The sequence below is a fragment of the Nocardioides marmoraquaticus genome (assembly GCF_054777915.1).
The window spans coordinates 1-18,568 of record NZ_BAAHAA010000027.1 but is presented as its reverse complement, the minus strand read 5'-3'; the positions used below and the strand labels follow the sequence as shown (position 1 = coordinate 18,568).

Sequence of the window (18,568 nt, the reverse complement as noted above, 5' to 3'; positions counted from 1 at the left end):
GAGGCGATGACCATGAGCGGGACGAGCGACGACACGAGCGAGGACGAGGTGCGCCCGCTCGTGCTGGCGTGGGCCGCGGCCGTGCACGAGGGCGACCTGGAGCGCGTGCTGGCCGACCACGCCGACGACCTGGTGATGTTCGACGTGCCGCCGCCGGAGCGCGGCGTGCGCGGACTGGCGGCGTACGCCGAGACGTGGCCGCCGTTCTTCGCCTGGCAGGCCTCGGGAGCCGACTTCGAGGTCGAGGAGCTGCACGTCGACGCGGGCCAGGACGTCGCCGTGGCGTGGGCGCTGCTGCGCTGCGGCACGGCGGAGGAGCACCGGCAGCAGCCCGACCGCCGCCTGCGGCTGACGCTCGGGCTGCGTCGCCGGGAGGGCCGGTGGGTGGTGCGGCACGAGCACCACTCCTTCACCCACGGCTCGTGATCCGGACGACTGCCCGGCCCACCGGCGCGATCGGTGCAGACGTGACGACACCGGTGCCCTAGGGTGCGGAGCGCAGGCCGCGCAAGCCGGTGGGTCCGGCACGGTCGCGCCACTGTGACGCCGCCTCCTCGGGACCGGGGTGGTCGGCGGAGTCAGACACGACGGCCCGCACCCCCACCCCCACGAGCAGGGACGCTGCATCCCTGAGGAGGCACCATGTCGTCGTCGTTCGCCGCCCGGCGCCGGCCGGGCACCAGCCTGTGAGGGCGCCCGACGGCGAGGTGGCCCGCGCCGCCTCCGAGCGCCTCGCCGGGCTCGCCGTGCCGGCCGGGGCGCTCGGCCGGCTCGGAGACCTCGCCACCTGGCTGGCTGCGTGCCAGGGACAGGTGCCGCCGGTCGCGCCTCGTCGGGTGCGGCTGGCGATCTTCGCCGGCGACCACGGCGTCGCCGCGCACGGCGTCAGCGCCTACCCCCCGGCCATCACCCAGGCCATGGTCGGCACGTTCCTGGCCGGACGCGCCGGGGTCAACGCGCTGGCCCGTGCCCACGACGTCACCGTGCGCGTGGTCGACGTGGCCGTCGACAGCGACGCCGCCGGGCCGCTGAAGGTGCGCCGCGGGTCCGGCGCCATCCACCTCGAGGACGCGCTCACCCCCGACGAGACCCGCCGCGCCGTCGACGTCGGCCGCCAGGTCGCCGAGGAGGAGGTCGCCGCCGGCGCAGACCTGCTGCTGTCCGGTGACATGGGCATCGGCAACACCACGCCCGCCGCCGCCCTGGTCGCCGCCGGCCTCGGTCTCCCGGCCAGCGAGGTGGTCGGTCGCGGCACCGGCGTCGACGACGCCGGCCTCGCCCGCAAGACCGAGGTGGTCGACGCCGCGCTGCGTCGGGCCGGCGACCGGGTCGCCGACCCCGTCGAGACCCTCACCGCGCTGGGCAGCGCCGACCTGGCCGCGGCCACCGGCTACCTGCTGACCGCGGCACGGCTCGGCGTGCCCGTCCTGCTCGACGGGCTCATGGCCGTCGCCTGCGCGCTCACCGCCGACCGGATCGAGCCGGGCGTGGCCGCGTGGTGCGCGGCAGGCCACCGGTCCACCGAGCCCGCCCAGTCGCTGGCTCTCGACAAGCTCGGCCTGGTGCCGCTGCTCGACCTCGACCTCAGGCTGGGCGAGGGCAGCGGGGCGGTCGCGGCCGTGCCGCTGGTGCGCGCCGCCGCGGCGCTGCTCACCGAGGTCGCCCTCCTCGCGGAGCTCCTGCCACCGGATGCGTGACGGCTGGCGCCTGGCGCTGGGCATGCTGACGGCCGTCCGCGTCGGCATGCCCTCGCGCGTCGACCGCGAGGTGGCCCGCGACGCCATGCTGCTGGCACCGCTGGCCGTCGCGCCGCTCGGGGTCGGGGTGGTCGTGGTCGGTCTCGTCGGCCTCGCCCTCGGCCTCGCGCCGCTGGTGGTCGGCCTGCTGGCCGTCGCCGTGCTCGCGCTCGGCACCCGCGCCTTCCACCTCGACGGGCTCTCCGACACCGCCGACGGGCTGACCGCCTCGCTCGACCGCGACCGCGCGCTCGCCGCCATGCACACCGCCACCTCGGGCCCCGCCGGCGGCGCCGCCGTGGTGCTGGTGCTCGGCGTGCAGGCGGCCTCCCTCTCCACGCTGGTCGGCACCTGGCGCGGCGTGGTGACGGCCGGCGTGGTGGTGTGCCTGTCGCGCTTCGCGTTGTGGCTGGCCTGCCGCGAGGGAGTCCCGGCCGCACAGGACGGCGGCCTGGGGTCGACGTACGCCGGCACGGTGCCGACCGGCCTCGCCGTCGCCGGCTGGCTCGTCGTCGCGCTCGTGCTCACCCGGCTCGTGACCTGGGACGGCGGCGACTGGTGGCGCGGCCTGCTCGCGGCCGCTCTCGGAGCGCTGGTCGTGCTGCTGCTCGTACGCCGCGCCGTGGCCCGCATCGGCGGCACCAACGGCGACGTCTACGGCGCGAGCATCGAGCTGTGCCTGGCCGCTCTCCTGGTCGGGCTCGCATGAGCCGCTCCCGCGCGCTCGGGCTGCTCCTCGGGGCCGGGCTCGACCGGCTCCTGGGCGACCCCGCCCGCTGGCACCCGGTGGCCGGCTTCGGGCGGGTCGCCCTCGCGCTCGAGCGGCGGCTGCACCCGCCCGGTCGCCACCGCACGCCGCCACCCGCGGCCACGCTCCGCCGCCGCGGCGTGCTCCACGTGGCGGTGCTCGTCGGCGGCACGACCGCGGCCGGGGTGCTCGCCGAGCGTGCGGCCGCGCGCCAGCCGGCGGCCCACCTCGTCGTCACGGCCGCCGCGACCTGGGCGGTGCTCGGCGGCACCTCGCTGGAGCGGGAGGCCCATGCGGTGGCGGAGCTGCTCGAGGGCGACGACCTCGCCGCCGCCCGGCAGCGACTGACGCACCTCGTCGGCCGCGACCCGAGTCGGCTCGACGCCGACGAGGTCGCCCGGGCCGTCGTCGAGTCCGTCGCCGAGAACACCTCCGACGCCGTCGTCGCCCCGCTCGTGCTCGGCGCCGTGCTCGGGGTGCCCGGCCTGGTCGGGCACCGTGCCGCCAACACGCTCGACGCGATGGTCGGCCACCGCAGCGAGCGGTACGCCGACTTCGGCTGGGCCGCCGCGCGCCTCGACGACCTGCTCGCCCTGCCCGGGTCGCGGCTGAGCGCGCTGCTCGCGGTCGTGCTCGGGCGCGACCCACGCGCCGCCTGGCACGCCTGGCGCCGCGACGCCCCGGGCCACCCCTCCCCCAACGCCGGACCGGTCGAGGCGGCGTTCGCCGGCGCGCTCGGGGTGCGGCTCGGGGGCCGCAACACCTACGGCGACCGGGTCGAGGAGCGCCACCGGCTCGGCGACGGACGCCCGCCCCGCGTGCCCGACGTACGCCGTGCCACCGCGCTCGCCCGCCGCCCCGACGCGGGCGCGGTGCTCGTGGCCGCACTGGCGGCAGGCGTCAGGTGCGGTCGCGGCACGCGACGCGGCGCCGCCCGCCCGGACTGAGGGCTCCCCGCGGCGCCCGACCACTGTCCAGGGGCCCGGTCGGCAGCCGCGTCCGCAGGCTCGCACCGGGGCGCGCGTCGTCGGCCTCACCCGGCCGGCAGCTGCTGAGGGTCTCCGCCGGCGTCGCAGCACGAGGTCGGCGTTCCCGACGCACGGGACCGTGGTGCCGGGCGGCGTACGGGTTCTGCGTCAGGCCCGACGGGCGGCGACGAAGGAGCGGATGCCGATCACGAGGTAGGCGACGAGCAGCACGAAGGTGACGGTGCCGCTGACGACGGCGAGCGGCCGGTCGCTGTCGCCGGAGAACAGCTCACCCAGGCCGAGCACGTTGGGGATGGTGCCGAGGACGCCGACCAGGGCCACCACGAGGGCGGCGTGGATGCCGATCTTGGGCTTGCGGGCGCCGACGATGCCGCACACCACCAGGACAACGCCGAGCACCGAGGGGATGAAGGCGGTCAGGCTGCGGGAGTCGGACAGCAGGTAGCCGAGCACGCCCACGACGACGAGGACCGCGCCCACGATCACGGTGGTGCGGGGGACGTTGGTGGTGGACGCGGTGGTGACGGGGGTGCTCACGACGGGCTCCTGGGTCGGGCGGACGGACGTGGCGAACCTACCGACCGCGCGCGCCCTCGCCACGCGGCGCGCGCGTGAGGTCGCCCACCCCGTCGCGCCCGGGCGCGACCCGGGACACCGCTCAGCCGCCGTTGCCGGGTCGGCAGGCGCTAGAGACGCAGCACCCGTCCGGCCACGACGAGGTGCACCTCGTCGCACGCGGTGGCCACGCGCTGGTTGACGGTGCCGAGCAGGTCGCGGAAGAGCCGACCGGAGCGGTGCGACGGCACCACGCCCAGACCGACCTCGTTGGTCACCAGGACGACCGGGCCGGTCGCCGCGTCGAGGGCCCCGACGGCGTCGTCGAGCAGGGCTCCGACGTGGGCGTGCACCTGCTCCGACGGAGCCTCCCACAGCGCGGCCGCGTCGACGACCGCCGAGAGCCAGGTGCCGAGGCAGTCGACGATCACCGGCCCGGGCGTCGACAGCGCAGCGGCGAGGTCGCGGCTCTCGAGCGTCGTCCAGGCGGCGGGGCGACGCTCGCGGTGGGCCGCGACGCGCTCGGCCCAGTCGGGGTCGGGGTCCTCGGCGGTGGTCGGACCCGGGGCGACGTACGTCGCGGGCTGCTCGCCCAGGAGGGTCTCGGCGTGACGCGACTTGCCGGAGCGCACGCCGCCGGTGACGAGGACCTTCACCGCTGCATCCTGACCCACGCGGCCGCCTCGGCGACGGTCGCCACCGTGGTGGTGCCCTCCGGGGCGGTGGGGCGGGCCACCACGACGACGGGCAGGCCGAGCCCGGCCGCGGCCTCGAGCTTGGCCCGGGTCAGCGCTCCGCCGGAGTCCTTGGTCACGAGCACGTCGACGCCGTGGCGCTGCATCAGCGACCGCTCGCCGGCCACGTCGTACGGCCCCCGGTCGCGCAGCAGCGTCCACGGCGGCGGGAGCGGGTGCTCCGGCGGGTCGACGACCCGCACGAGCGCAGCGGTCTCGGCGAGCGGGCCTATGAAGTCGCAGAGCGACTGCCGGCCGATGGTGAGGAACGGCCGCTCCCCCAGGTCGGCTGCGAGCCGGGCCGCCGCGGCGTGGTCGGCCACCGGGCGCCAGTCGCCGACCGGCTCCCAACCGGGTCGCTGCAGCCGGAGCAGTCGGTCGCGCGGCACCGCCCTGGCGGCGTGGTCGGAGATGGTCGCGGCGAACGGGTGGGTCGCGTCGACCACGAGGTCGTGCGCCGCCGCCTCGCGCGCCAGCCCCTCGACCCCGCCGAACCCCCCGATCCGCACCTCGCCCACCGGCAGCGCCGGGTCCTTCACCCGCCCCGCCAGCGACGTCACCACCTCGACACCCTTGTCGGCCAGGACTCGCGCCAGCGCCCTCGCCTCCCCCGTGCCCCCCAGCACCAGCACCCTCACGAGCGGACCACCCCCGCTGCCCGAGGTGCGGGCGCAGCGAGCCCACCCGCGCCCTGAGGTGCGAGCGCAGCGAGCCCCACCGCTCCCTGAGGTGCGAGCGCAGCGAGCCCACCCGCTCCCTGAGGTGCGAGCGCAGCGAGCCCCACCGCTCCCTGAGGTGCGAGCGCAGCGAGCCACGAAGGGCGCCCCCTCGTGACGCCCCGCTCGTCCCTCGCGGGCCTCCTCGGGGACCGGCGCTCCATCCCCGCTCCCTGAGGTGCGAGCGCAGCGAGCCCCACCGCTCCCTGAGGTGCGAGCGCAGCGAACCCACCCGCTCCCTGAGGTGCGAGCGCAGCCAGCCCACCCGCTCCCTGAGGTGCGAGCGCAGCGAGCCACGAAGGGCGCCCCCTCGTGACACCCCGCTCGTCCCTCGCGGGCCTCCTCGGGGACCGGCGCTCCACCCCCGCCCCCTGAGGTGCCAGCGCAGCGAGCCCACCCGCCCCCTGAGGTGCGAGCGCAGCGAGCCCCACCGCTCCCTGAGGTGCGAGCGAAGCGAGCCACGAAGGGCGCCCCCTCGTGACACCCCGCTCGTCCCTCGCGGGCCTCCTCGGGGACCGGCGCTCCACCCCCGCCCCCTGAGGTGCGAGCGCAGCGAGCCCACCCGCTCCCTGAGGTGCGAGCGCAGCGAGCCACGAAGGGCGCCCCCTCGTGACACCCCGCTCGTCCCTCGCGGGCCTCCTCGGGGACCGGCACTCCACCCCCGCTCCCTGAGGTGCGAGCGCAGCGAGCCCACCCGCTCCCTGAGGTGCGAGCGCAGCGAGCCACGAAGGGCGGCCCCTCGCGAGCCTCCTCCGGGAGCGGGTCGTGACGCGGAAGACCTGCACGGCGATCACCGCACGCCTTCCCGGGCCAGCGACAGCAAGCCGTCGACGTCGAGGTGCTCCTCGACGAGGTCGCCGAGCAGCTCGAGGCGGGCCTCGCGCGCGGCAGGGAAGGAGGCCTCGGAGGCGACGCCGAGGGCGCGGCGCAGGTAGGCATCGCGGTGGGCGTCGTCCTCGAGCGCGCCGTGGACCATCGTGCCGGTGACCGGCCCCGCCTCCCGCGCCCCGGTGACGCGCCCGTGGTGGATCTCGTAGCCCGCAGGCTCGTGCAGCCGCAGCACCTTGTCAGGGGTGAACTCGGTGTGCAGGTCGAGCAGGCCGAGGCCCTCGACCGTGGTCGGCGGGCCCTCGATGCCGTGGGGGTCGGCGACGGTGCCACCGAGCATCTGGCAGCCGCCGCAGATGCCCAGCACCGGCCGCCCGGCGCGGGCGTGGGCGACGACGACCTCGTCGAGCCCGCGCTCGCGCAGCCACGCGAGGTCGCTGATGGTCGCCCGGGTGCCGGGCAGCACCACGAGGTCGGCGTCGGCCAGCGCACGAGGAGTGGAGGCGAAGTAGACGTCGAGCGCGGGCTCGAGCCCCAGCGCGTCGACGTCGGTGAAGTTGGAGATCCGCGGCAGCCGCACCACCGCGACCCGCACCCGCCCGGACCGCGCCCGGCGACCCTCGAGGTCGAGCGCGTCCTCGCTGTCGAGCCACAGGTCGGGCCGCCACGGCAGCACGCCCCACACGGGCCGCCCGGTGCGGGCGGCGATCTCGTCGAGGCCCGGCTGCAGCAGCCCGCGGTCGCCGCGGAACTTGTTGACCACCCAGCCCGCGACCAGCCGCTGGTCGGCCTCGTCGAGCAGCATCAGGGTGCCGTGGAACGCCGCGAAGACCCCGCCGCGGTCGATGTCGCCGACCACCACGGTCGGCAGCTGCGCGTGCTGGGCGAGACCCATGTTGACGTAGTCGCTGTTGCGCAGGTTGATCTCGGCGGGGCTCCCCGCGCCCTCGGCGACGACCACGTCGAAGCGCGAGGCGAGGTCGTCGTACGCCGCCCACGCGGCCTCGGCGAGGTGGCGCCGGCCGGTGGCGAAGTCGGTGGCGCTCACCGATCCGCCGGGCCGCCCCATCAGCACCACGTGGCTGCGGTGGTCGCTGCCGGGCTTGAGCAGCACCGGGTTCATCGCGGTCTCGGGCTCGGCGCGCGCCGCCAGCGCCTGCACCCACTGGGCGCGGCCGATCTCGTCACCGTCGCGGGTGACCATGGAGTTGTTGGACATGTTCTGCGCCTTGTACGGCGCGACGCGCACCCCGCGTCGGGCCAGCGCCCGGCACAGGCCGGTGGTGACCACGCTCTTGCCGGCGTCGGAGGTGGTGCCGGCGACCAGCAGCCCGCTCACGACTCACCGCCCCCGAGCGGCCAGCGGTGCAGCAGCCGGCACCCGTCGGCCTCCCACCACTGCAGGTCGACGTGCTCGACCCGCAGCCGCAGCGGCAGCAGGCCGGCGAGCTGCTCGCGCTGCTCGTCGGCGTCGACGTCCTCGCCCTGCGTGCCGAGCGACAGGTGCGGCACGGGGTCGTCGAAGGCGCCCTCGTACGGCGCCAGGTCGGGGAACGCCGCGACCAGGGCGACCGTGAGCGCCATGAACGCGGCGCTCGGCTCCGCGACCAGCCCGACCGTGCCGCCGGGGAACACCGTCACCTCCTGGAGCACCGCCTCGAACGGGTCGTGCTGGGCGACGACGCGGGCGACCGCCGCGAGATCGGTGTCGGCGGGGTGCTCGCGCCACGGGTCGAGCAGGGTGACGTGGGCGTGGTGGAAGCCAGGGCCCGCGTCGCGGAAGGACGCGGAGGTCAGCGCGCGGACGTGGTCGTCGAGCCCCGGGACCCCGATCGCGAGCGTCGACTGCCCGCTCACGCGAGCCGCCCGCCTCGGGTGCGCCTCATCCGGTGCGGCTCGAGCGAGCGGGGCAGCGGCCCGCCCTCGGTGATCCAGCCGACCAGCTCGTCGGTGGTGCCCTCGGCGAGGACCCCGCCGAGCCAGGTGTCGGTCGGGCGACGGCCACGCGAGAAGTCGCGCACCAGCACCACGTTGCTGCGGTCGCACTCGTCGAGGCACTCCACGACGCGCACGCGGACGCCGTCGACGTCGCCGCAGGCGAGCAGCGCCTCGCGCTGGGCGTCGTGGTCGGTGCGGGGGTGCTTCTTCGTCGTGCCGCAGCAGCAGTCGCGGCAGACCAGCACGTCGCGCTCGGGCAGCGTCACGCGGGAGCCCCCTCGTGTCGTCGCAGCAGGTAGAGGTCCATCACCCAGCCGGCCTCGGCCTCGGCCCCGGCGCGCGCCTCATCGAGCTGGTCGCGCACGTCGCCGACCCGGCCGGTGACCAGCCGCTCGCCGGTCGCACCGAGGTTGGCGCCCCACCAGATGGTCCAGTCGTCGAGGCCGTCGAGGTGGACACCGCTGGTGAGCATGACGACCAGGTTGCGCTGGCCCTCGGCGACCGCGTCGGCCTGGCGTCGCTGGGTCGTCAAGTGCACCGGTCGGCCGACCTCGTGCAGCACGACGCCGTGGCGCGCGGCCAGCAGCTGGGGTGCGCTGATGCCCGCGACGACCCGCACCGTCGCGTCGAGGTCTGCGGCGATCCGGTCGACGACGCGGATCGTCGAGTCGTAGAGCGCGGGGTCGCCCCACACCAGGAACGCCGGGTCGCCCTCGCGCCCCGCGACGGCCGCGGCCCAGGCGCGGGCGCGGGCGTCGTGCCAGTCGAGCACGGCACCGTCGTAGCCCGCGGTGTCGCGGTGGTCGGACCGGTCGCGCGGCGGGTCGTCGACCTCGACGACCTCGAGCCCGTGCGCGGCGGCGAGGTCGCGTCGTACGGCCAGCAGCGGGTCGTCGTCACGCTTGCGCGCCGCGACGACGTACGCCGCCCCGCGCAGCGCCGCCGCCGCCTCGGGTGTCACGTGCTGCGGCCCCATCCCCACGCCGACGACGTGGATGGTGCGGGTCATGCCGCGTCCGACCGGAGGTCCCGGGCGAGGACCTCGAGACCCCCGCACCCGACGACGGCGCGCACCTCACCGGGTCTCGAGGCTCGGGCCTGGCGCCACTCGCACCTCGACCAGCGATGGCGCACCTCAGCGGTCCTCGAGGTCACCCTCGAGCTCCAGGTAGACGGCCTGCATCTGGGCGAGCAGGTCGGGGTCGGGCGACTCCCACAGGCCGCGCTCGACGGCCTCGTGGAGCTTCTCGACGATCCCGCGGAGGGCCCAGGGGTTGGCGTCCTTCATGAACTGCTGGTTGGTCTCGTCGAGCACGTACTCCTGCGCGAGCGAGGCGTACATCCAGTCGTGCACCACGCCCGCGGTGGCGTCGAACCCGAAGAGGTAGTCGACGGTCGCCGCGAGCTCGAAGGCGCCCTTGTAGCCGTGGCGCTGCATGGCGCCGATCCAGCGCGGGTTGACCACGCGGGAGCGGAAGACGCGGTTGGTCTCTTCCTGCAGGGTGCGGGTGCGCACGGCGTCGGGCGAGGTCGAGTCGCCGACGTACGCCTGGGGCGAGCTGCCGGTGAGCGCGCGCACCGTGGCGACCATGCCGCCGTGGTACTGGAAGTAGTCGTCGGAGTCGGCGATGTCGTGCTCGCGGGTGTCGACGTTCTTCGCGGCCACCTTGATGCGCCGGTAGTTGGCGCGCATGTCGTCGGCGGCCGGACGGCCGTCGAGGTCGCGGCCGTAGGCGAAGCCACCCCACTGCGTGTAGACCTCGGCGAGGTCCTGGTCGTCGCGCCAGGTGCCGGACTCGACGACCTGCAGGATGCCGGCGCCGTAGGAGCCCGGCTTGCTGCCGAAGACGCGCGTGGTCGCACGCCGCTCGTCGCCGTGCTCGGCGAGGTCGGCCTGGGCGTGGGCCCGGACGTAGTTCTGGTCGAGCGGCTCCTCGAGGGAGGCCACCATGCGCACGGCGTCGTCGAGCATCGCCACGACGTGCGGGAACGCGTCGCGGAAGAAGCCGGAGATGCGCACGGTGACGTCGATGCGCGGGCGGCCGAGCTCGTCGAGCGGCACGACCTTGACCTCGTGGATGCGGCGCGAGGCCTCGTCCCACTCGGGGCGCACGCCGAGCAGCGCGAGCACCTCGGCGACGTCGTCACCGCTGGTGCGCATCGCGCTGGTGCCCCACACCGACAGGCCGACGGACGACGGGTAGTCGCCGGTCTCGTCGACGTACTTGGCGACCAGCGACTCCGCCATCGCCTGGCCCGTCTGCCAGGCCAGTCGGGACGGAACGGCGCGGGGGTCGACGGTGTAGAAGTTGCGGCCGGTCGGCAGCACGTTGACCAGGCCGCGCAGCGGCGAGCCCGACGGGCCGGCCGGCACGAAGCCACCCCCGAGGGCGTGCAGCACCATGTCGAGCTCGCGGTCGGTGCCGGCGAGGCGGGGCACGACCTCGGTCGCGGCGAAGCGCAGCACCTGCTGCACGACGGGGTCGTCGTGCAGGCCGGGGACGGCGTCGACCGACCAGTCGGCCGCCTCCATCCGCTCGACGAGCGACGTGGCCTGCGCCTCGATCTCGTCGATGGCGCCGAGCTGCTCGGCACCCTCCTTGAGCCCGAGCGCCGTGCGGAGCCCCGGCACGGCGTGCTGCTGGCCGCCCCAGACCTGCTGTGCGCGCAGGATCGCGAGCACCAGGTTGACCCGCGCCTCGCCGGTCGGCGCGCCGCCGAGCACGTGCAGGCCGTCGCGGATCTGGGCGTCCTTGATCTCGCAGAGCCACCCGTCGACGTGCATGATGAAGTCGTCGAAGTCGTCGTCGTCGGGCTGCTCGTCGAGCCCGAGGTCGCGGTGCATCTCGGCGGCGTGCATGAGCTGCCAGATCTCGCCGCGGATGGCCGGCAGCTTGGCCGGGTCCATCGAGGCGATGTTGGCGTGCTCGTCGAGCAGCTGCTCGAGCCGCGCGATGTCGCCGTAGGTCTCGGCGCGCGCCATCGGCGGGATCAGGTGGTCGACGATGGTGGCGTGGGCGCGGCGCTTGGCCTGCGCGCCCTCCCCCGGGTCGTTGACGAGGAACGGGTAGACCAGCGGCAGGTCGGCGATGGTCTGGTCGGTGGCGCAGCTGGCCGACAGCGCGGCGTTCTTGCCCGGCAGCCACTCCATCGAGCCGTGCTTGCCCAGGTGCACCACGGCGTGGGCGCCGAAGCCGCCGTCGGCCTCCGGGGCACGCAACCAGCGGTACGCCGCGAGGTAGTGGTGGGTGACCGCGAGGTCGGGGTCGTGGTAGATCGCGACGGGGTTCTCGCCGAAGCCCCGCGGCGGCTGGATCAGCAGCACGACGTTGCCGGCCTGGATGGTGGCGAGCACGATCTCGCCCGCGTCGTTGACGAAGAGCGTGCCGGGCGCCGGGCCCCACGCCTCCTCGATGTCGCCGCGGAGGTCGGCGGGCAGGTCGGCGGTCCACGCGGCGTACTGCTCGCCCGTGATGCGCACGTGGGCGTCGGTGAGCTGGGCGTTGGTCAGCCACTCCTCGTCCTGGCCGCCCGCGTCGATCAGGGCGTGGATGAGGGTGTTGCCGGCTTCGGTCTCGTCGTCGAGGTCGAGGCCGGGGATGGCGCCGGGACCGCCGAGGTCGTAACCGGCGTCGCGCATCTTCCGCAGCAGCCGGATGGTGCTCGCCGGGGTGTCGAGGCCGACGGCGTTGCCGACCCGCGAGTGCTTGGTGGGGTACGCCGACAGCATCAGCGCGACCTTGCGGTCAGCCGGGGCGATGTGGCGCAACCGGGCGTGGTTGACGGCGATGCGCGCGACGCGGTCGCAGCGCTCGGGGTCGGCGACGTAGCGCGGCAGGCCGTCCTCGTCGACCTCCTTGAACGAGAACGGCGCGGTGATGATGCGGCCGTCGAACTCCGGGATCGCGATCTGGGTGGCCGAGTCGAGCGGCGTCACGCCGTCGTCGTTGGCCTCCCACTCCGCGCGGCTGCTGGTCAGCGAGAGCGCCTGCAGGACGGGGATGTCGAGGGCGGCGATGCGCTCGACGTCCCACGCGTCGTCGTCGCCGCCGGCGCTCACCCCGGCCGGCGTGCTGCCGCCCGCCGCCAGCACCGTCACGACGAGCGCGTCGAGCGTGCGGAAGGCGTCGAAGAGCTCGTCGGGGGCCGAGCGCAGCGAGCCCGCGAAGACCGGTACGCCGACCGCCTCGCCCGTCGCCGTCACCGCCCGGGCCAGGTCGTGGGCGAACGCGCTGTTGCCCGACGCCTCGTGGGCCCGGTAGTAGAGGACGCCGACGCGCGGCATGGCCGTGGTCTCGACAGGCTCGACCGACGAGGACGCGACCACCGCCGGCTCGTGCATCCCCCACTGCGGCACGGCGACGGGCGCCTCGAAGCCCTCGCCGGTCAGCAGCACGGTGTCGGAGAGGAAGGCGTGCAGCTGGGCGAGGTTGGCGGGGCCGCCCTCGGCCAGGTAGCGGTGGGCCTCGGCAGCGACCCCGATCGGCACGCTGGAGAGCTCCATCAGCTCGGCGCTCGGCTGCTGCTCGCCGCCGAGGACGACCATCGGCATCCCGGTCGCCTTGATGCGGGCGAAGCCGGAGCAGAGGTCCTCCGCGCCACCGAGGACGCGGCCGACCACGAGGTCGCAGTCCTCGATCGTGGCCGCCATCGACTGGTGGCCGGGGCGACCGGGGTTGGCCCAGACGTAGTCGGCTCCCGAGGCCCGCGCGGAGAGCAGGTCGGTGTCGGAGGTGGAGAGCAGCGCGATCTTCACGTGAGGGCCTTCCGGTGGCGGGGCAGCTGGAGGTCGGTGGGCGGTCGGTGCCCGACCAGGTGCTCGGTGGCGATGCGTCGTACGGCGTCGGGGGTCACGGCGCCATACCAGGTGTCGTCGGGCTGCACCGCGACCACGGGGGCGTGGTTGCAGGGGAACAGGCAGGCGGTGTGGGTGAGCAGCACGTCGTCGTCGCCCTGCCCGAGCCGCACCAGCTCGAGCACGAGCGCCTCGGCGACGGTCTCGGCGCCCCTCGCGGTGCAGCGCGGGCCGCGGCAGAGCAGCACCTGGTGGGCATGGGTCGGCACGTCCTCCCAGGCGGCCGAGACCATCGGCGCCTCGCGGCCGTCGAGCGGGCGGAGCAGTGCCCCGGCGGCGCCAGGAGGACTCGAGACGATCGCGCGGAGCACGTCGGCGTCCTCGACGAGTGCGGGCGCGACGGCGACCTCGGGCCGTCGACCCTCGCGCTCGCGCCACCAGTGGCCGGCCACGCGTCGCAGCCAGCTCGCCCCGGGCGCGAGGCGCGCCTGCGAGACCCCGACGACGTCGACCGGGTCGTCGGAGTCGTCGGCCAGGCGGTCGAGCACCCTGCGCAGCGAGGGGTCGCCGACCTGCAGGTGCGCGACGTGGGCGTCGTACGGCGCGGCGAGCGCACGCAGCGTCGTGTCGTCGGCCGCCTCGCGCGCCGACATCCCGACGAGCAGCAACCGCCGCCCGTCACGGGTCGCCCCGTCCAATACCTGCTCCAAGCCCTCGTGGATGTCTTCACCCCGGGTGGGGTCGCCGTGGCCGGTCTCCTGGCTTCCGTGTCACCACCCGGCGACCGACCTTCCCGGGCTGGCACCCAGTGGCCCCACTTGCGTGGCACTGCCCGGTCTCCCGGACAGCGGGGGTCGCCGCGCTCGACGGCTACAGTGGCGAGGGCCGCGCCGGACTCTGACCGGCTTCCCGTGCACCACGGCACCAGGAACCTAACACCCGCGGAGGACACCTCGGTGACGCGCACGCGCGAGCGGTTGCTGGGGGTCGCGCTGCTGCTCACCGTGACGTCGCTGGCGGTGCAGCCCGTGGTCGCGGCGGCGGTCACGACGCCGTACTCCTGGACCCGCGACGCCATCTCCGACCTCGGCGTCGTCCGCTGCGACGCCGCCCTCTGCTCGCCCTGGTGGCCGGTCTTCAGCGTCGGGCTGCTCGTCGGTGGGGCGGCGATGGTCGCCGTCGGCGTGCTGGTGCGTCGGTACGCCGCTGCGGCGGTGCTGCTCGTCCTGGCCGGGCTCTCGACGGCCGCGGTCGGGCTCGTGCCGCTCGACGTCGACCGGCCGCTGCACCTGCTGGTCGCGACCCCGCTGTTCCCGGCGCAGAACCTCGCGGTGCTGCTCCTGGGCCTCCGCCTCGCCGGGACGTCGCGGGCCGGCCTCGTGGCCGCCGGGGTCGTCGGGCTGCTGGGCTCGCTCGCGGTGGTGGCCCCGCTCGGGGTGCCGTTCGGGGTCGCCGAGCGCCTCGGCGCCTACCCCGCCGTGATCGCCCTCGCGGCCCTCGGCCTCAGCGTGCTCCACCGCGGCCTGCCCACCCGCCTGGCAGCTCCCTGAGGAGGTCGCTCGACGACCGTCTCGAGGGGCCGGCCCACGGCGGACCGCAGGGGTCAGGTCACGGCGGCCGGGCTGCGCGGGAGCCGCACGATGACGCGGGTTCCCGCCCCGGGGGCGCTCTGTAGCGTCACCTCGCCGTGGTGGGCCGTGACGATGTCGCGCACCAGGCTGAGCCCGACGCCGATGCCGGGCACCGCGGCGTCGTGGGCCGTGCGCCCCCGCCAGAACCGGTCGAACGCCTGCTCCGCCTCTCCCGCCGTCATCCCGACGCCGTCGTCGGCGACCGTGACCACCACGTCCGACGCGGTGCCGTCGACCCGCACCTGCACCCGACCGCCGGGGCCGGCGTGCTTGACGGCGTTGGAGAGCAGGTTGTCGAGGACCTGGGTGACGCGGTGCTCGTCGACGACGGCGCGCTGCGGCTCGCCGGCATCGATCTCGACCCGGTGGCCCGCGTCGGCGGCGAGCACCTCGAAGCCCGACACCACGCGCGCGGCCAGCGCCGACAGGTCGGTGCTGGCGAGCTCCAACCGGCGCCGCAGGTCGGTCATGTCGAGCAGGTCCGCGATGCGGTGCTGGAGGTCGGCGGCCCGCCGGTGGATCACGCCGAGGGCGTGCCGGGCGGCCGAGGCGTCAGCACCCAGACCCGACAGCTCGTCGTCCAGGACCTCGGCGTACCCGATGACCGCCGCCAACGGGGTCCGCAGCTCGTGCGAGACCGACGACACGAAGGACTCCTTCACCTGCAGCGCGCGCACCAGGTCGGTGACGTCGTGCGCGTTCACCACCACGGCCCACGGGCTCCCGTCGCCGTGGCGCAGCAGCCGCGACCCGATCGAGACGGCACGCTCGGCCCCGGTCCGGCCGTACCAGTGCACCTCCGGCTCGACCTCCACCCCCGCCAGCGCCCGCGACACCACCTGCTCCTCGGGCGGCACCGGGGTGCGGTTGTCGGCCTGGCGGACGTGCGCGGCGGCCCACGGCGCCCGATCGATCTCCATGCCGACCACGGCGGCGCCTCGGCGCGCCATGTCGTTGGCCAGCAGCAGCTCGTGGGTGCGGGCGTCGTACACCGCCACCAGCGCACCGGTCTCGTCGAGCAGGGCCCTCATCAGGTCGTAGGACGCCGCGGCCTGCTGCTCGCGGTGGCGCAGCTCGGCGGAGCACGCCTGGGCGAGGTCGCCGAGGACCTCGAGGTCGTCGGCGCTCCACTCCCGCGCCTGGGTGTCGACCGCGCACAGCGATCCCACCACCTGACCGTCGTCGGCCTCCAGCGGGTGGCCGGCGTACGCCACCACGCCGAGCTCCGTCACGGCCGGCTCGTCGGCCCACCGGGCGTCGCCGCGGGCGTCGCCGACGACCAGGGGCCGAGAGCCGGCGACGACGTGCCGGCACAGCGAGTAGGCGGAGGGGATCCGGCGGGTCGCCTCGGTGTCGCCGGTCAGGCCGGCGGCCCCCGGCATCACCTGCTCCCCGCCGCCCACGAGGGACACGAGGGCCACGGGCGCTCGGAGCAGGCGTTGCGCCAGTCGCGCGTAGTGGTCGAAGGAGCCCGACGGCAGTGCGACCAGCCCGGGGTGCCGGGCGTCGAGGCCGGTGTCGTCCATGGCACCCCCCACCGGGCTCGCGGACGTCGCCTGACGGACCGCTGCGGTCACGGGGCGCACTGCAGCATAGGAGACGTGACGCAGGTCACGGAAGATGTGGCAGGGAAGATGCCGCTTTCGTCAGGTGCCGCAGTAGGTGACGTAGCCCTCGCTGCCTGCGGGCGCCGGCTCGCGGTACCGGACGTCGACGTCGGCCTCGTCGAAGGCGTGGTGCACCGCGTGCAGCAGCGCCTGGAGCGGTGCCAGGTCGCCTGCGGTCGCAGCGTCGAGCGCCTCCTCGACGAGGTGGTTGCGCGGCACGTGGACCGGGTTGCTGCGGTCCATCAGGGCGGGGTCGGGCCCCAGCGCGCGCCACCGCTCCGCCCAGGCGTCGAAGCCGGCGAGGTCGAGCACCCGGTCGCGTGCCGGAGCCAGGTCACCGCGCGCCGCGTGCGCCAGGTCGCGCCAGAAGCCGGTGTGGTCGACGGGGGTCGACCGCATCAGCTCCGCGACCTCCTCGCCGAGCGGACGCACCACGTCGTCGGTCGGGCCACCCTCGGACTCGGGACGCAGCCCGAGCTTGCGACGCAGCTCGGCGGTCCAGGCGGCGGCGTACGCCTCGGGGAAGCGCTGCACCGACGCCGTCGCGAGCGCCACCGCGCGCTCCTGGTCGTCGTCGATCAGCGGCAGCAGCGCCTCGGCGAGGCGGGCGAGGTTCCACGCCGTCACGGCCGGCTGGTTGCCGGAGGCGTAACGGCCGGCGTGGTCGATCGAGCTGAAGACCGTCGCCGGGTCGGCGGCGTCGAGGAACGCGCACGGACCGAAGTCGATGCTCTCCCCCGAGATCGTGACGTTGTCGGTGTTGAGCACGCCGTGGACGAACCCCACCCCCATCCAGCGCGCCACCAGCGACGCCTGCGCGTCGACCACCGCGTCGAGCAGCGCCAGGGCCGGTACGTCGGCCTCCGCGGCCGCCGGGTGGTGACGTCGCACCGCGACGTCGAGCAGCCGCTGCAGGAGACCCGGGTCGTCGAGCGTGCGGGTGAACTGGAAGGTGCCGACCCGCAGGTGGCTCGCCGCCACGCGCACGTTGACCGCTCCCGGCAGCACCGCTGCCTCGCGCCGTACGCCGCGCCCGGTCGCGACGACCGCCAGCGACCGCGTGGTGGGGATGCCGAGCGCGTGCATCGCCTCGCTGACGACGTACTCGCGCAGCATGGGGGCGAGCACCGCCAGCCCGTCGCCACCGCGCGCGAACGGGGTGCGGCCGGAGCCCTTGAGGTGCAGGTCGCGCAGCTCGCCGGCCGGCGTCGTCAGCTCGCCCAGCAGCAGTGCCCGCCCGTCGCCGAGGCGGGGCGAGTAGCCGCCGAACTGGTGGCCGGCGTAGACCTGCGCCACGGGACGTGCCCTCTCGGGCACGGCACGGCCCACCAGGAACCGCACCCCCTCCTCGCTCCGCAGCCAGTCGACGTCCAGGCCGAGCTCGCCCGCGAGCGGCTCGTTGAGCAGCACCAGCCGGGGCTGCGGCGACTCCTCCGCCTCCCACGCCACCACCAGCTCGGGCAGCGCGTCGGCGTAGGCGTGGGACAGGCTCACCGCCGGTCCGGCACTCGTCTGCGCAGTCACCCCTCCAGGCTAGGCCGCCGCCGGTCGGCGTGCTCCGGCCCGTCGCAGGTCGAGGTGCGACGAGTGCCGGCGAGGAACCCCAAGACCTGCACCCGACCGCTCACCGGGTCTCGCGGCTCGTCGCCCAGGGGCTCCTCGCACCTCGACCACCCGGGGCCCCGCTCTCGTCACCGGGTCTCGAGGCTCGTCGCCCAGGGGCTCCTCGCACCTCGACCGCCCTGAACTCGGAAGGGGTTGCGCAGCCGCAGGGGTGGGGAGGTCACGCAGCCGCCCTGACGGGCCCACGCGCTCCTCGCTGGTCGAGGTGCGACGAGCGCCAGCGAGGAGCCGCAAGCCCCGCACCCGACCGCCCACCCGATCCCACCGCCCCTGACGAGGCTGCGTCGCAACGACCTCGACGGCCCCCTCGCGCTCGTCACCGGGTCTCGAGGCTCGTCGCCCAGGGGCTCCTCGCACCTCGACCGCCCTGAACTCGGAAGGGGTTGCGCAGCCGCAGGGGTGGGGAGGTCGCGCAGCCGCCCTGACGGGCCCACGCGCTCCTCGCTGGTCGAGGTGCGACGAGCGCCAGCGAGGAGCCGCGAGACCCCCGCACCCGACCGCCCACCCGATCCCACCGCCCCTGACGAGGCTGCGTCGCAACGACCTCGACGGCCCCCTCGCGCTCGTCACCGGGACGCTCCTATGTTGCGTCAAGTTGCCGTTGGTGGTGTTTCGAGGAGGCGGTAGAGGTCTCGGGCGAGGTACCGCTTGAGGCAGCGGCGGATCTC

16 protein-coding genes and 1 riboswitch are annotated in these 18,568 nt (G+C 75.5%); of the genes, 5 read left to right on the top strand and 11 right to left on the bottom strand.

The window, feature by feature from the left end; translation table 11 throughout:
* Positions 1–12 precede the first annotated feature (12 nt).
* The 4 genes from ACYU8I_RS16475 (at position 13) to ACYU8I_RS16460 (ending at position 3,431) form a co-directional block, all read left to right on the top strand.
* Positions 13–426 carry a YybH family protein gene (locus ACYU8I_RS16475; protein ID WP_460842910.1) on the top strand — a complete coding sequence of 138 codons (414 nt, stop codon included), beginning with the start codon at positions 13–15 and terminating at the stop codon, positions 424–426.
* A gap of 260 nt (positions 427–686) precedes the next feature.
* A complete protein-coding gene (gene cobT / locus ACYU8I_RS16470; RefSeq protein WP_460842907.1) occupies positions 687–1,697 on the top strand; it encodes a nicotinate-nucleotide--dimethylbenzimidazole phosphoribosyltransferase in 1,011 nt (336 codons plus the stop codon).
* Positions 1,690–2,445, top strand: a complete 756-nt coding sequence (locus ACYU8I_RS16465) for an adenosylcobinamide-GDP ribazoletransferase (RefSeq protein ID WP_460842905.1) — start codon at positions 1,690–1,692, stop codon at positions 2,443–2,445. Before cobT ends, ACYU8I_RS16465 begins: the two co-directional genes overlap by 8 nt.
* On the top strand, positions 2,442–3,431 hold the full coding sequence (locus ACYU8I_RS16460; RefSeq protein WP_460842903.1) for a cobalamin biosynthesis protein: 990 nt from the start codon (positions 2,442–2,444) through the stop codon (positions 3,429–3,431). Before ACYU8I_RS16465 ends, ACYU8I_RS16460 begins: the two co-directional genes overlap by 4 nt.
* A 189-nt stretch (positions 3,432–3,620) precedes the next feature.
* Here the strand turns inward: ACYU8I_RS16460 and ACYU8I_RS16455 are convergent, their stop codons facing one another.
* The 9 genes from ACYU8I_RS16455 to ACYU8I_RS16415 form a co-directional block, all read right to left on the bottom strand.
* On the bottom strand, positions 3,621–4,010 hold the full coding sequence (locus ACYU8I_RS16455) for a hypothetical protein (RefSeq protein ID WP_460842901.1): 390 nt from the start codon (positions 4,008–4,010) through the stop codon (positions 3,621–3,623).
* A gap of 149 nt (positions 4,011–4,159) precedes the next feature.
* Positions 4,160–4,684 carry a bifunctional adenosylcobinamide kinase/adenosylcobinamide-phosphate guanylyltransferase gene (locus ACYU8I_RS16450; RefSeq protein ID WP_460842899.1) on the bottom strand — a complete coding sequence of 175 codons (525 nt, stop codon included), beginning with the start codon at positions 4,682–4,684 and terminating at the stop codon, positions 4,160–4,162.
* Positions 4,681–5,394: a cobalt-precorrin-6A reductase gene (locus ACYU8I_RS16445; protein ID WP_460842897.1), complete on the bottom strand. Its 714-nt coding sequence runs from the start codon at positions 5,392–5,394 to the stop codon at positions 4,681–4,683. The genes ACYU8I_RS16450 and ACYU8I_RS16445 overlap by 4 nt, the downstream gene beginning before the upstream one ends.
* An 874-nt stretch (positions 5,395–6,268) precedes the next feature.
* Positions 6,269–7,645 carry a cobyric acid synthase gene (locus ACYU8I_RS16440; protein ID WP_460842895.1) on the bottom strand — a complete coding sequence of 459 codons (1,377 nt, stop codon included), beginning with the start codon at positions 7,643–7,645 and terminating at the stop codon, positions 6,269–6,271.
* The gene (locus ACYU8I_RS16435; protein ID WP_460842893.1) at positions 7,642–8,163 is read right to left on the bottom strand and encodes a 2'-5' RNA ligase family protein; all 522 of its coding nucleotides are present in this window, start codon (positions 8,161–8,163) and stop codon (positions 7,642–7,644) included. The genes ACYU8I_RS16440 and ACYU8I_RS16435 overlap by 4 nt, the downstream gene beginning before the upstream one ends.
* A complete protein-coding gene (locus ACYU8I_RS16430; protein ID WP_460842889.1) occupies positions 8,160–8,510 on the bottom strand; it encodes a hypothetical protein in 351 nt (116 codons plus the stop codon). The genes ACYU8I_RS16435 and ACYU8I_RS16430 overlap by 4 nt, the downstream gene beginning before the upstream one ends.
* Positions 8,507–9,253: a precorrin-6A synthase (deacetylating) gene (gene cobF / locus ACYU8I_RS16425; protein WP_460842887.1), complete on the bottom strand. Its 747-nt coding sequence runs from the start codon at positions 9,251–9,253 to the stop codon at positions 8,507–8,509. The genes ACYU8I_RS16430 and cobF overlap by 4 nt, the downstream gene beginning before the upstream one ends.
* Positions 9,254–9,379: 126 nt before the next feature.
* A complete protein-coding gene (locus ACYU8I_RS16420; protein ID WP_460842885.1) occupies positions 9,380–13,000 on the bottom strand; it encodes a cobaltochelatase subunit CobN in 3,621 nt (1,206 codons plus the stop codon).
* A complete protein-coding gene (locus ACYU8I_RS16415) occupies positions 12,997–13,749 on the bottom strand; it encodes a (2Fe-2S) ferredoxin domain-containing protein (protein WP_460842883.1) in 753 nt (250 codons plus the stop codon). The genes ACYU8I_RS16420 and ACYU8I_RS16415 overlap by 4 nt, the downstream gene beginning before the upstream one ends.
* Positions 13,750–13,770: 21 nt before the next feature.
* Positions 13,771–13,975: riboswitch (cobalamin riboswitch) on the bottom strand.
* Between the two features lie 20 nt (positions 13,976–13,995).
* On the opposite strand from ACYU8I_RS16415, the gene ACYU8I_RS16410 reads away from it, so the two are divergent.
* Positions 13,996–14,589, top strand: a complete 594-nt coding sequence (locus tag ACYU8I_RS16410) for a DUF998 domain-containing protein (protein WP_460842881.1) — start codon at positions 13,996–13,998, stop codon at positions 14,587–14,589.
* A 53-nt stretch (positions 14,590–14,642) separates the two neighbouring features.
* Here the strand turns inward: ACYU8I_RS16410 and ACYU8I_RS16405 are convergent, their stop codons facing one another.
* Together ACYU8I_RS16405 and ACYU8I_RS16400 are read right to left on the bottom strand one after the other, a co-directional pair.
* Positions 14,643–16,196: an ATP-binding protein gene (locus ACYU8I_RS16405; protein WP_460842879.1), complete on the bottom strand. Its 1,554-nt coding sequence runs from the start codon at positions 16,194–16,196 to the stop codon at positions 14,643–14,645.
* 120 nt (positions 16,197–16,316) lie between these two features.
* Positions 16,317–17,801, bottom strand: coding sequence for a protein adenylyltransferase SelO (locus ACYU8I_RS16400; protein ID WP_460842876.1), 1,485 nt, complete (start codon positions 17,799–17,801; stop codon positions 16,317–16,319).
* Between the last annotated feature and the right edge of the window lie 767 nt (positions 17,802–18,568).